Origin of the sequence: Streptomyces sp. NBC_00775 (assembly GCF_036347135.1) — a bacterium.
Taxonomy (GTDB): Bacteria; Actinomycetota; Actinomycetes; order Streptomycetales; family Streptomycetaceae; genus Streptomyces; species Streptomyces lutosisoli.
Map to the genome: position 1 here is coordinate 5640436 of NZ_CP108938.1, position 12604 is coordinate 5653039.

Genomic DNA, 12604 nt, shown 5'->3' on the forward strand with positions numbered 1-12604 from the left:
TCCGCAGGGTCGCATGCAGACAGGTCACCCCTTAGTGGGCGTCGGCGCCTCGGGGGACTGCCGCGATCGCGGCGCGAAGGGCCATCTGGGGACCCCAGGAAACACCCGCTGTGGACAAAAAACTCAGGACAGCGAGGGCTGAGAACACGTCGAAGGGCCCCACCGCGAACGGTGGGGCCCTTCGACATCGTGCCCGGTGAGGCACTGGCGGAGGATACGAGATTCGAACTCGTGAGGGGTTGCCCCCAACACGCTTTCCAAGCGTGCGCCCTAGGCCTCTAGGCGAATCCTCCGCCGCAAACAATACAAGACGTTGAGGAGTGCTCGCGAACCCGTTCCCCCCGCTCAGATCGCGTTCGTTCCTCCCGCTCAGATCGGGTACCCTGTGCGGAGCCCCTCACGTGGCGCTATCTGACTGAACTCCCCCAGGGCCGGAAGGCAGCAAGGGTAGGTTGGCTCTGGCGGGTGCGTGGGGGGCGCTTGCGTTTGCGGGGATGTGCCGGTGAGCGGTCCCTGTCGTCGTCAGCGAGCGGTGCTCGTTGTCAGTGGGCGCCTATAACCTCGTATGCGTGTCGTCTCTCGCGCTGTACCGCCGCTATCGCCCGGAGTCGTTCGCCGAGGTCATCGGGCAGGAGCATGTCACCGACCCGTTGCAGCAGGCGCTGCGGAACAACCGGGTCAATCACGCGTACCTGTTCAGCGGTCCGCGCGGGTGCGGGAAGACGACCAGCGCACGAATCCTCGCCCGGTGTCTCAACTGCGAGCAGGGGCCCACGCCCACCCCGTGCGGGGAGTGCCAGTCCTGTCGGGATCTCGCGCGCAACGGGCCGGGTTCCATCGACGTCATCGAGATCGACGCCGCCTCGCACGGTGGTGTCGATGACGCTCGTGACCTGCGAGAAAAGGCCTTCTTCGGGCCCGCCAGCAGTCGGTACAAGATCTACATCATCGACGAGGCCCACATGGTCACCCCGGCGGGCTTCAACGCCCTGCTGAAGGTGGTCGAGGAGCCGCCCGAGCATCTCAAGTTCATCTTCGCCACGACCGAGCCCGAGAAGGTCATCGGGACGATCAGGTCGCGGACCCACCATTACCCGTTCCGGCTCGTGCCGCCCGGAACCCTGCGGGGCTACCTCGGCGAGGTCTGCGGACGCGAGGGCATCCCCGTCGAGGACGGGGTGCTGCCGCTGGTCGTACGGGCCGGTGCGGGGTCCGTGCGTGACTCCATGTCCGTCATGGACCAGCTGCTCGCGGGCGCGGGCGACGCCGGTGTGACGTATGCCATGGCGACCTCGCTGCTCGGGTACACGGACGCGTCGATGCTGGACTCGGTGGTCGAGGCGTTCGCCGCGGGGGACGGCGCCGCGGCCTTCGAGATCGTGGACCGGGTGATCGAGGGCGGCAATGACCCTCGGAGGTTCGTCGCCGATCTGCTGGAGCGGTTGCGGGATCTGGTGATTCTGTCGGCCGTGCCCGATGCCGCCGAGAAGGGGCTCATCGATGCCCCGTCCGATGTCGTGGAGCGCATGCAGGCCCAGGCCGGAGTCTTCGGCGCCGCCGAGCTGAGCCGCGCCGCCGACCTCGTCAACGAGGGGCTGACGGAGATGCGCGGCGCCACCTCGCCCCGGCTCCAGCTCGAACTCATCTGCGCGCGCGTGATGCTGCCCGCCGCGTACGGGGACGAGCGGTCCGTCATGGCCCGGCTGGACCGCATCGAGCGCGGTGTGAACTTCTCCGGCGGCGGTGGCGCACCCGTCATGGGGTACGTGCCCGGGCCCGAGGTACACGGCGCGGCGCCGGTCGCTTCGGTTCCGGGGGCTCCGCCGGTTCCGCCCGGGGGCGGGGCCGCCGCGGCCCGGGCCGCGGCGCGCGGGGCCGGTCCTGGGCCTGGCGGGGCCACCCCGCAGAGCGTCGAGCCGGCCGTGCCCGTGGCTTCCGTGGCTCCCTCGGCCCCCGCGGCGAGTGCGCCCCCCGCCGCTCCGGCGGCCCCGCCTGTGGCTGCGCAGCCACAGGCCCCGGCCGCCGCACCCCCAGCCGCTGCTCCGCCGGCGCCGGCGCCCGGCGCCTGGCCCACCGCGACGGCAGCGGGCAGTGGCCGACGCCCAGGCGGATGGCCGACGGCGACCCCCGCGGGCGGGGGACAGCCTCCGGCCGCGACGCCGAGTGCGCCCGCGCCCTCTCCTGCCGCGGCCACCCCCGCGCCCGTAGCTGCCTCTCCCGCCGCTCCGGCGGCTCCCGCGAGCGGCGGCATCGACTTCACCACGCTGTGGCCGAACGTCCTGGAGGCGGTGAAGAACCGCCGCCGGTTCACCTGGATCCTGCTCAGCCAGAACGCGCAGGTCACCGGCTTCGACGGTACGACTTTGCAGATCGGCTTCGTCAACGCGGGCGCGCGGGACAACTTCGCGAGCAGCGGCAGCGAGGAGGTGCTGCGACAGGCGCTGGCCGAGCAGTTCAACCTCCAGTGGAGGATCGAGGCGATCGTCGACGCCTCGGGCGGCTCCGCACCGCCGCCTCCGGCCGGCTCCGGCTACGGCGGCGGGGGTTACGGCGGGGCTCCGGCCGCCGCGCGCCCCGCGCCCCAGCAGCCACCGGCTCCTGCCGCACGCCCCGCGGCTCCCCAGGGCAGCCCCTCCGCAGGCCACGCCCCGACCGGGCCCGCCCCGACACCGACCCGTCCTCCGGCTCCCGAACCGCCTCCGGTGGCCCCCGAGGACGACATCCCCGAGGACGACGACCCCGACCTCGACGAGTCCGCCCTCTCGGGCCACGACCTGATCGTCCGCGAGCTGGGGGCGACGGTGATGGAGGAGTTCTCCAACGAGTAGCGAGTGGCGAGTGGCGAGTAGCGGGGCTTTCACCGGCGTGCAGCTACTTCACGAGCGCTCTCCGGCGCCTCCATCGGCGTACGCCGCCTTCCTGTCCGCCCCCACCCGCGTACGACCGCTTCACCCGCCGGCACCGCCTTCCTTTAGAGGATCCCACCAGCCCCGCACGCCCCTCTCTTCGGAAGCCCCCACAAAGGCACCCACCCCCGACGGTTAGGCTGACCCCGTGAAGGTCCTTGTCATCGGTAGTGGCGCCCGCGAACACGCCCTGTGCCGTTCCCTGTCCCTCGACCCCGACGTCACCGCCCTGTACTGCGCCCCCGGGAACGCAGGCATCGCGGAGGTGGCCGAGTTGCACGCGGTCGACGCCCTCGACGGCGCCGCCGTGGCCGCGCTGGCCACGGAGCTCGGCGCCGAGCTGGTGATCGTGGGCCCGGAGGCCCCGCTCGTCGCGGGGGTCGCCGACGCCGTGCGCGCGGCGGGAATCCCCGTCTTCGGCCCCTCGAAGGAGGCCGCGCAGCTGGAGGGCTCCAAGGCCTTCGCCAAGGACGTGATGGCGGGTGCGGGCGTTCCGACGGCGCGCTCGTACGTCTGTACGACGCCCGAGGAGGTCGAGGAGGCGCTGGACGCCTTCGGCGCCCCGTACGTCGTGAAGGACGACGGTCTCGCGGCCGGCAAGGGCGTGGTCGTGACCGACGACCTCGACAAGGCCCGCGCGCACGCCAACGCCTGCGACCGCGTCGTCATCGAGGAGTTCCTCGACGGCCCCGAGGTCTCCCTCTTCGCGATCACGGACGGCGAGACCGTCGTCCCGCTGCAGCCCGCCCAGGACTTCAAGCGCGCGCTGGACAACGACGAGGGCCCGAACACCGGCGGCATGGGCGCGTACTCGCCGCTGCCCTGGGCGGACCCGAAGCTCGTCGAGGAGGTCATGGAGACCGTCCTCCAGCCGACCGTCGACGAACTGCGCCGCCGCGGCACACCGTTTTCCGGCCTTCTTTACGCGGGTCTGGCGATCACCAGCCGTGGCGTACGGGTCATCGAGTTCAACGCCCGCTTCGGCGACCCGGAGACCCAGGTGGTCCTCGCCCGCCTGAAGACCCCGCTCGCGGCTGTGCTGCTGGCCTCGGCGAACGGCACCCTCGCCGACCTGGCGCCACTGCGCTGGAGCGACGACGCGGCCGTCACGGTGGTCGTGGCCTCGCACAACTACCCCGACACCCCGCGCACCGGTGACCCGATCACCGGACTCGACGAGGTCGCGGCCCAGGACGCCCCGTACGCCTACGTCCTGCACGCCGGGACCAAGCGTGACGGTGACGCGGTGGTGAGCGCGGGTGGCCGAGTGCTCTCCGTCACGGCGACCGGCACCGACCTCACCGAGGCCCGCGCCCGCGCGTACACGGCGGTCGCCCGTATCGGTCTCGACGGTTCGCAGCACCGCACGGACATCGCGGCGAAGGTGGCGGCGGAGGCGTAAGCCCCCGGCACCCGACCGCTCGACGCGCCGCCAGGCCCCGGATCCCGCAAGGAATCCGGGGCCTTTCCGCACGGACGGCGCACGGACGGCGCACGGACTGGGCACAGCCTGGGCCGCATGGATTTCTGTACGGAAACGGGGGCCTGATCATCGCCCACCGTCATCCACCTTTCCCCAAAGCCATTCCATCGGGTGACCGATGCCCCATCCGGCTGACGGGGGCCGGGGCCCCAACTAGGGTGCGGCGAAAGCGTTCCGGCACTTGGCCCACCGGCATTGCGATGTCAGTGGCGGGTGCCACAGTGGGGGAGTGAGCAACGCCAGGACATCCGTCGGCACGAGCTGTGAGACAGCTCGCGCCCGGCGGACCGTAGGGGGTGACGTCCGGTCGTGACCGGTATGGGTGTGGACGTGGGCGCGCAGGCCGCGCGGTCCCGGGCTCTCGCCGTGCTGCGCATCCGCAGCAGGGCGCTGGCCGTAGCCCTGCTGCCCGCGGCCGTCGCCGTCGTGCTGCTCGTCGGCGGCTCCACCGGGCACATCACCGGCGGAAGCTGGGGTACGACCCGCTGGATCGTGACGATCCTCGCCGCCCTCGTCCTCCTCGCGGCCGCGGGCATCGCGCTCGTCGTCGCCCGCGCGCGGCCCGCCGTGAGCCCCACGGTCCCGATCACCGAGGCATCGGCCCCCGATCTCTACCGCATGGTCCGCGACCTGGCCGACCGCCTCGACGTCCCGGCCCCGTCGGCGATAGCGCTCACCCCGGACTGCGACAGCTGGCTGGAGGACCGCACCCACCCGGCGCACGGCCCGCCCCGTTCAGCGGGCGGAGACAAGCCGGACGGCATGCGAGGCATACGCGGAGCGGGGACCCGTGGCGTACGAGGGCTGTCGACAGGGCCCCGCCGCGCCCCCTCCGCCCCCGTCCTCGTCATCGGCTCCCCCTTCCTGTGGTGGATGCGGGTCGGTGAACTGCGCGCGGTCCTCGCCCCGGTCGTCGCCGGTACGGGTCCCTCGGCGCACCCCGACATAGCCGCAGCCCGCCGTTTCGTACGGGGTCTGGACGCGGCCGTGGCCGTGACCTCGGCGCCGAAGCGCGGACCGCTGTCCCGCGCAGTCCTCGGCGGCGTCGGCTGGGTGACCCGCCTTCTGCTGCGCAGCTGCCGTGGCCACGCGGCCGAGATGGAGCGAGGAGTGGCGGCCGCCGCGGCCGAGCGTGCACAGGCTGTGGATTACGGTCTGCGGATCGTCGCGCAGGAGCAGGTGGGTCTCGCCTACGCGGGCTGGGACCGGCTCCTGACCCGCGTCGCGCTGCCCGCCTGGCGGATGGGCCGCTGGCCGTCCCGGCTGGACGTCGGCGTGGTCGCTGCCCTCACCGAGCTGTCCCGCCGCGACCGCCTGGCCGAGGGCTTTACCTCCCGCCTCGGCGAGCGCCCCGCCTGTGACCTGCTCGAAGAGCCTGGCACGGTGGACGAGGCGGCCTCGCTCCTCGCCGCCCGCCTCTTCCACGGCGGCCCCGCCGAGCCCGGCCCCGACTGGGCGCCGGTCGACTGGCAGGACTACCCGGACGAGGTCGTCGACCGCAAATGGCGCACCGACGCGGCCCGCCTGCACCGGGTGCTGGACGCGCTGGGCGTGCGGCACTCCACGGACCCGGCGGCGCCCGACGCGAACGGTCCGACGCTGGCGCGGGTGATGGACCACCTGTCCTCGCCGCCGGAGGACAGAGCGGCGCCGGGCCCGGACTCGGACGCCCTCGCCACGCACCGTGCGGACGCGTACAAGGGGATGGCCGAGGACGAGGACGACGCGGATCTCGGCCTTGGGAACGAGCGGACAGCCGCGCTCGCGGCCGGGCTCACCGCGGAGCTGGCCCGCGAGGAGGCGTCGGCGCCGGCCGTGGCGCCCGCGTCGGCCGGGGGCACGGAGCAGCAGGGCCCCGACCGGGCCCTCTGGGACGACGGGGTGCTTCCCCTCTTCCCCCTCCAGCCGCCCCGGACCGGGCGGGAGCTGCTGGCCGACCATGTCACGGCGATGGTGTGCTGTGCCGCGATGGACACCGCGGGGGCGATGCCGGGGCTCGACTGGCTCGACGGTCCGTCCCTCTTCGTCGACGGCGAACGTGCCGCCGATCTTGGACCGCGTGTCGTGACCCTCGTCGAAACGGGTGACCCCACGCCTCTCCGCGACTGGCTCCGCCACCTCGGCGTCCGCGCGGAGAAGCCGGTCCGCCTCGTCTGACGCACCACCCCCGGGTGCGCCCGGGCGGTTCTTCGCCCCCGCCGCCCCTACCCGTCCCATCCCGTTCCTGGGGGCTGCGCCCCCAGACCCCCGCTTAAAAGATTGCGCAGTTCCCCGCGCCCCTTTTAGGGGCGCGGGGAACTGCGCGAACGGCCCCCACCGGCCCGCAGCCGAAACACAACCCCCGGGGTCGAAGGGGCGGAGCCCCTGGGGATGGGACGGGTAGGGGCGGCGGGGGCGAGTGTGACACGGCCCCGACCCGCAACGAACCCCCAGCGAACCCACCCCCAAGGCGGAACCCTCTGTTCCACTCACGCCAATTCGCGACGAACGGTGACGGAGTGCGTGCGTAATGTGATGTGCTGGGACCGATCGCGCACAAGGCAAGGGCTTACAAGGATGACGGGGGCGAGAGGGAGGGGAGCAGGCATGGGGTCGGAGCAGATTCGCCGCTGGGAGTCGGGAGCACTCGCGCACGCCGTGACGGACCCCTTCGGCCAGGGCCCCGTCCCGTGGCTCCGCGGCGACGAGCACTACTTCGACGACACCGGCCACGTCGTCCCCTGGTACATCGACCACATCGACAACACCCCGGGCGCCACCCTCGTACGCGACGCCCGCGACGACCGCGACACCAAGGCCCAGGCCAAGCGAGCCATCCCCCACCCCCGAGCCGGAGGCCCCCGCTCCGCCGACGACGTCCACCGCCAGATCAAGGGGTTCACCTCCACCGGCGCAGCCGCCCCCGGCGAGGCCATCGACTTCCACATCACCGTCGACCCGCCCCAGGAATTCAGCGTCGACATCTACCGGATCGGCCACTACGGAGGTGACGGGGCATCCAAGATCACCACCAGCCCCCGCCTCTCCGGCATCGTCCAACCCCCACCGCTCACCGCCGACCGCACCGTCTCCTGCCACCACTGGTGGCTCTCCTGGCGGCTCCAGATCCCCACCTACTGGAGCATCGGCGCGTACGTCGCCGTCCTCACCACCGCCGACGGATACCGCTCCCACGTCCCGTTCACCATCCGCGACAACCACCCCGCCGACCTGCTCCTCCTGCTCCCGGACATCACCTGGCAGGCGTACAACCTGTACCCGGAGGACGGCCACACCGGCGCCAGCCTGTACCACGCGTGGGACGAGGAAGGCCGGCTGCTCGGCGAGTCCGACGCCGCGACGACGGTCTCCTTCGACCGGCCGTACGCGGGCGCGGGGCTCCCCCTCCACGTAGGCCACGCCTACGACTTCATCCGCTGGGCCGAGCGCTACGGCTACGACCTCGCCTACGCCGACGCCCGCGATCTGCACGCCGGCCGCGTCGACCCCACCCGCTACCGCGGCCTCGTCTTCCCGGGCCACGACGAGTACTGGTCGACGCAGATGCGCCGCACCACGGAACTCGCCCGCGAACACGGCACCTCGCTCGTCTTCCTCTCCGCCAACACCATGTACTGGCAGGTGGAGTTGGGCCCGTCCCCGTCCGGCGTCGCCGACCGCCTGCTGACCTGCCGCAAGCGCAGGGGCCCCGGCAAACCGGCCCTGTGGCGTGAAATCGACCGCCCTGAGCAGCAACTCATCGGCATCCAATACGCGGGAACAGTCCCCGAGCCCCACCCGCTGGTCGTCCGCAACTCCGATCACTGGCTGTGGGAGGCGACCGGCGCCCAGGAGGGCGACGAACTGGAGGGCATGGTCGCGGGCGAGGCCGACCGCTACTTCCCGCGCACCCCGCTCCCCGAGCACCAGGGCCGTATCCTCCTGGCCCACTCCCCGTACCGGGACAGCGAGGGCGCCGTCCGTCACCAGGAGACCTCCCTCTACCGGGCCCCGTCCGGCGCCCTGGTCTTCGCGTCCGGAACGTTCGCATGGTCCCCGGCCCTGGACCGCCCGGGCCATGTCGACACCCGTGTCCAGCGAGCTACGGCCAACCTCCTCGACCGCATCTGCAAACACGACTGAGGAAGCACATCCCCGCACCCCCACAGGCCACCCTCAGAAGCCACCCCCACAGCTTCCCCCGCAAGCCATCGCCACAACGGGCCCCCACGCACCCCCGCGCGCACCTCACACACCCCCTGGCCAAAGCCACTCCCCGCATACGGGAGAATCAAGCCAATTGGACAGAACCACGGGGAGGAACCGTGTCCGGATTCGTCGAAAAGCCCGAGCCCCTTCAGGTGCCGGGTCTGGTACATCTGCACACCGGCAAGGTGCGCGACCTGTACCAGAACGAGGCGGGCGACCTCGTGATGGTCGCCAGCGACCGCATCTCCGCCTTCGACTGGGTGCTCCCCACCGAGATCCCCGACAAGGGCCGCACGCTCACCCAGCTCTCCCTGTGGTGGTTCGACCAGCTCGCCGACCTGGTCCCCAACCACGTCCTGAGCGCCGAACTCCCGCCGGGCGCCCCCGACGACTGGGCCGGCCGCACCCTGATCTGCAAGTCCCTGCGGATGGCCCCGGTCGAGTGCGTCGCCCGCGGCTACCTCACCGGCTCCGGCCTGGTCGAGTACAACCAGTCCCGCACCGTCTGCGGCCTCGCCCTCCCTGAGGGCCTGGTCGACGGCTCGGAACTCCCCGCGCCGATCTTCACCCCCGCCACCAAGGCGGCGGTCGGCGAGCACGACGAGAACGTGTCGTACGAGGAGGTCGCCCGCCAGGTCGGCGCCGACACCGCGGCCCAGCTGCGCCAGGCGACCCTCGCCGTCTACAGCCGCGCCCGTGACATCGCCCGCGACCGGGGGATCCTCCTCGCGGACACCAAGTTCGAGTTCGGCTACGAGGGCGAGACGCTGATTCTCGCCGACGAGGTGCTGACCCCGGACTCCTCCCGCTTCTGGCCCGCCGACGTGTGGGAGCCGGGCCACGCCCAGCCGTCCTTCGACAAGCAGTACGTCCGCGACTGGCTGACCTCCCCCGAGTCCGGCTGGGACCGCAAGAGCGAGCAGCCGCCGCCCGCGCTGCCCCCGCACGTCGTGGAGGCGACCCGCGCCAAGTACATCGAGGCGTACGAGCGTCTGACCGGCAACAGCTGGAGCTGAGGACGCCAGGAGAGTCACGAAGACAGACACGAAGACATACACGGCGAGAGACACGAAGAAGCCCCCGACCCGGAAGGGTCAGGGGCTTCTTCGTTATGGAGCGGACGACGAGGCTCGAACTCGCGACCTCAACCTTGGCAAGGTTGCGCTCTACCAACTGAGCTACGTCCGCACTGCGCCGTGGCGCGAGGCCAACTATACCCAACCTCGCTCCCGCGCGAGCCGCACCGCCGCATGGCGGTTCTCCGCCCCGAGCTTCGTCGCGGCCGACGACAGATAGTTCCGTACGGTCCCCTGGGACAGCGCGGCCCGCTCGGCGATCTCCGCGACGGGCGCCCCGTCGGCGGCGAATTCCAGCACCTCGGCCTCGCGCACGGTCAGCGGCGAGTCCCCGGCGGAGATCGCGTCGGCGGCCAACTCCGGGTCCACATAGCGGTTTCCCGCATGCACCGTACGAATGATCTCGGCGAGCCGCTGCGCACTGACCGTCTTCGGGACGAACCCGCGCACACCAGCCGCAAGCGCCCGCTTCAGATGCCCCGGCCGCCCATGACTCGTCACGATCAGCACCTGGCAGCCGGGCAGTTCGGCTCGCAGCGATGTGGCCACCCTCACACCGTCCGCCCCCGGCATCTGAAGATCCAGCACGGCGACATCGGGCTCGTGCGCCCGCGCCATCGCCAGCGCCTCGGGCCCGGTCGCCGCCTCGGCCACCACGACCAGATCGTCCTCCAGGGCGAGCAGCGCGGCGAGCGCACCCCGGATCAGATGCTCGTCGTCGGCGAGCAGCAGTCGTACGGTCACGGGGTGGCCTCACTCACAGGGTGCGGGACGGCGGACTTCAGCGATCCCGGTTCCGGGCGCCGGGCGGGTTCAGGGGCCGGGGGCAGCGGCACATCGGCGGTCAGACGGAACAGTCCGCCGCCGGCCGGCCCGGCCCGCAGTACGCCGTCCACCTCGCTCAGCCGCTCCCGCAGCCCGGCGAGGCCGGATCCCTTCACCGGCTCGGCGGTGCCGGACTCCGCGTCCGGCACCCCGTCGTTCTCCACGCTCAAGGTCACCCGCCCCTCCGCCACCCGCAGCGACACCGCACACCGCCCGGCGTCCCCGTGCCGCAGCGCGTTCGTCGTCGCCTCCCGTACGACCCAGCCGAGCGCCGACTGGACCTGCGCGGGCAGCCCGGTCGCCGAGCCGCCGACCTCGCAGTCGATGCCGGCGGCCGTCAACACGCTCTGGGCGCCCGCGAGTTCGGTTCCGAGGTCGGCTTCCCGATAACCCCGTACGACCTCACGCACCTCGCGCTGCGACTCCCGCGCTATCCGCTGGACCTCGGTCATCTGGTCCACGGCCTCGGGCCGCCCGCGCCGGGCCAGCTGCACGGCGAGCTCGCTCTTCAGAGCGATCACCGCGAGATTGCGGCCCATCACGTCGTGCAGATCGCGCCCGAAGCGCAGCCGTTCCTCGGCGACGGCGAGGCGGGCGCGGGTCTCGCGGGCCGCGTCGAGTTCGTAGACGGCGTTGAGCAGCCAGACGGAGAAGACGGAGGTGAAGGCGAGGAACCCGGCGCCGACCAGCACCGCGACCGCCGTGCCGAGCGCGGCGGGCCCTGGCACGCCCAGCGGGAACGCGAAGATTCCGGCGCCCATCGCGAAGCCCGCCACGATCGCCAGGACACGGCGCCGGTTGCGGACGCCGAGCGCGAGGGTGCCCGCGCCGAAGGTCAGTACGCCCCCGAACACCGAGCCCGCCGCGGTGTCGGCGCCCGCGCCGCCGGGACCGCGCTCCGCGAGGGCGAGCGCGACGTTCGCGATCACCGCGGTGACCCCGCCGAGCACACACATGAGGCGTACCGGCTGCTGACGGCGGCCGCGCGTCCAGTCGAGCGCCCGGGACGCGGTCACGGCACAGAGCAGCGCGTGTACGCACACCATCAGGCACAGCCAGGTCGCGAGCCGGGTCCCCACCTGCGCGAAGGCCGCGAGCCCGACCGCGGCGATCTCGATCACGGCGAAGAAGTGGAACGACCAGCGCGTGTACGTCTCGACCTTCGCCGGCGTGCTCTTGCGCCGCCACCAGCCGCCTGGCCTGCTGTCGCCGTCACCAGCCCCCGGCCGGCTTCTGCGCCGGCACCAGCTCCCGGGCCTGCTCATCCCCACCACCGCGCCCCCGCTCACCGCCGCGGCTCCCAGCGGAACCACCGTCGTACAGCAAACACCGCGAGCACGGTCCAGGCCACCGCTGTGGCGAGGGCGCCGAGGGCGTCGTGCGCGGAGAGGCCACCGGTCCAGCCGCCGCGGATCAGGGTGATCACCGGGGTCAGGGGCAGCAGTTCACAGGCCGAGGCCAGCCCGTCGGGCATCAACTGGAGAGGGATGAAGGTGCCCGAGCCGATCAGGGAGAGCAGCATCAGGGGCATGGCGGCGACCTGCGCGCCCTCCACGCTTTTGCTGAAGTTCGCGGTGACCGCCGCGAGCGGGGGCCACATCGCCAGGCCCAACAGCAGCCCCAGGATGGCGAAATGGGGTGCTTCGGGCGCCCCGACGTCCAGGAGCGCGGCGCACGCGACCGTCAGGACCAGGCACTGCACCAGGCCGATCGCGGCCGAGGGCAGGGCCGCGCCCGCGAGGATCTCGGCGTCCCGCAGTTCCCCGGTGCGCAGCCGTTTGAGGACGAGCTCCTCGCGGCGGGCCGCGTACACGCTCACCAGCGAGCAGTAGACCGCGAAGAGGAGCGAGAAGCCGACGGACGACGACACGATGACCGAGCCGACCGTTAGCCCGGTGCCCTTCAGATCCATCTGGTCGACCGTCCCGCGAAGGCTGAACGGCAAGGTCAGCGGCACGAACACGGCGGCGGCGAGCGTCGCCTTCGTACGGCCCAGCAGGGTCAGCTCGGCACGCGCCAGCGCGGCCATGCGCCCCGCGGCCGTGGTCGTACCGGAACCGGAACCAGTACCCCTGCCCCTGCCCGTCCCCATCCCCGTACCCACATCGTTCGTGACTGTCGCGCCG

The 12604-nt window shown here is 72.3% G+C and carries 8 protein-coding genes, 2 tRNA genes and 1 other RNA gene; 6 read left to right on the forward strand and 5 right to left on the reverse strand.

What is annotated here, in order from left to right; translation table 11 throughout:
- Positions 1-205: 205 nt before the first annotated feature.
- Positions 206-293, reverse strand: a tRNA-Ser gene (locus OIC96_RS25115).
- Between the two features lie 95 nt (positions 294-388).
- Between OIC96_RS25115 and ffs the strand changes: the two genes are divergently transcribed.
- The 6 genes from ffs (at position 389) to OIC96_RS25145 (ending at position 9593) form a co-directional block, all read left to right on the forward strand.
- An RNA gene (gene ffs, locus OIC96_RS25120) (signal recognition particle sRNA small type) lies at positions 389-487 on the forward strand.
- A gap of 82 nt (positions 488-569) precedes the next feature.
- Positions 570-2828 carry a DNA polymerase III subunit gamma and tau gene (locus tag OIC96_RS25125; protein WP_330305678.1) on the forward strand — a complete coding sequence of 753 codons (2259 nt, stop codon included), beginning with the start codon at positions 570-572 and terminating at the stop codon, positions 2826-2828.
- A 226-nt stretch (positions 2829-3054) separates the two neighbouring features.
- Entirely contained in the window at positions 3055-4308 is a 1254-nt protein-coding gene (gene purD, locus OIC96_RS25130) for a phosphoribosylamine--glycine ligase (RefSeq protein ID WP_330305677.1), read from the forward strand.
- 399 nt (positions 4309-4707) lie between these two features.
- Positions 4708-6546: a hypothetical protein gene (locus OIC96_RS25135; protein WP_330310181.1), complete on the forward strand. Its 1839-nt coding sequence runs from the start codon at positions 4708-4710 to the stop codon at positions 6544-6546.
- Between the two features lie 429 nt (positions 6547-6975).
- Positions 6976-8511 carry a N,N-dimethylformamidase beta subunit family domain-containing protein gene (locus tag OIC96_RS25140; RefSeq protein ID WP_330305676.1) on the forward strand — a complete coding sequence of 512 codons (1536 nt, stop codon included), beginning with the start codon at positions 6976-6978 and terminating at the stop codon, positions 8509-8511.
- 182 nt (positions 8512-8693) lie between these two features.
- Positions 8694-9593, forward strand: coding sequence for a phosphoribosylaminoimidazolesuccinocarboxamide synthase (locus OIC96_RS25145; RefSeq protein WP_330305675.1), 900 nt, complete (start codon positions 8694-8696; stop codon positions 9591-9593).
- A gap of 96 nt (positions 9594-9689) precedes the next feature.
- On the opposite strand, the gene OIC96_RS25150 is transcribed toward OIC96_RS25145, so the two are convergent.
- From OIC96_RS25150 to OIC96_RS25165, 4 genes are all read right to left on the reverse strand, one after another.
- Positions 9690-9765 (reverse strand) — tRNA-Gly (locus tag OIC96_RS25150).
- A 23-nt stretch (positions 9766-9788) separates the two neighbouring features.
- Positions 9789-10397, reverse strand: coding sequence for a response regulator transcription factor (locus tag OIC96_RS25155; protein ID WP_330305674.1), 609 nt, complete (start codon positions 10395-10397; stop codon positions 9789-9791).
- Positions 10394-11743 (reverse strand): sensor histidine kinase, encoded by a 1350-nt coding sequence (locus OIC96_RS25160; RefSeq protein ID WP_330305673.1) that lies wholly within the window; start codon positions 11741-11743, stop codon positions 10394-10396. Before OIC96_RS25160 ends, OIC96_RS25155 begins: the two co-directional genes overlap by 4 nt.
- Before the next feature lie 20 nt (positions 11744-11763).
- Positions 11764-12570 (reverse strand): ABC transporter permease, encoded by an 807-nt coding sequence (locus tag OIC96_RS25165; RefSeq protein WP_330310180.1) that lies wholly within the window; start codon positions 12568-12570, stop codon positions 11764-11766.
- Positions 12571-12604: the final 34 nt, after the last annotated feature.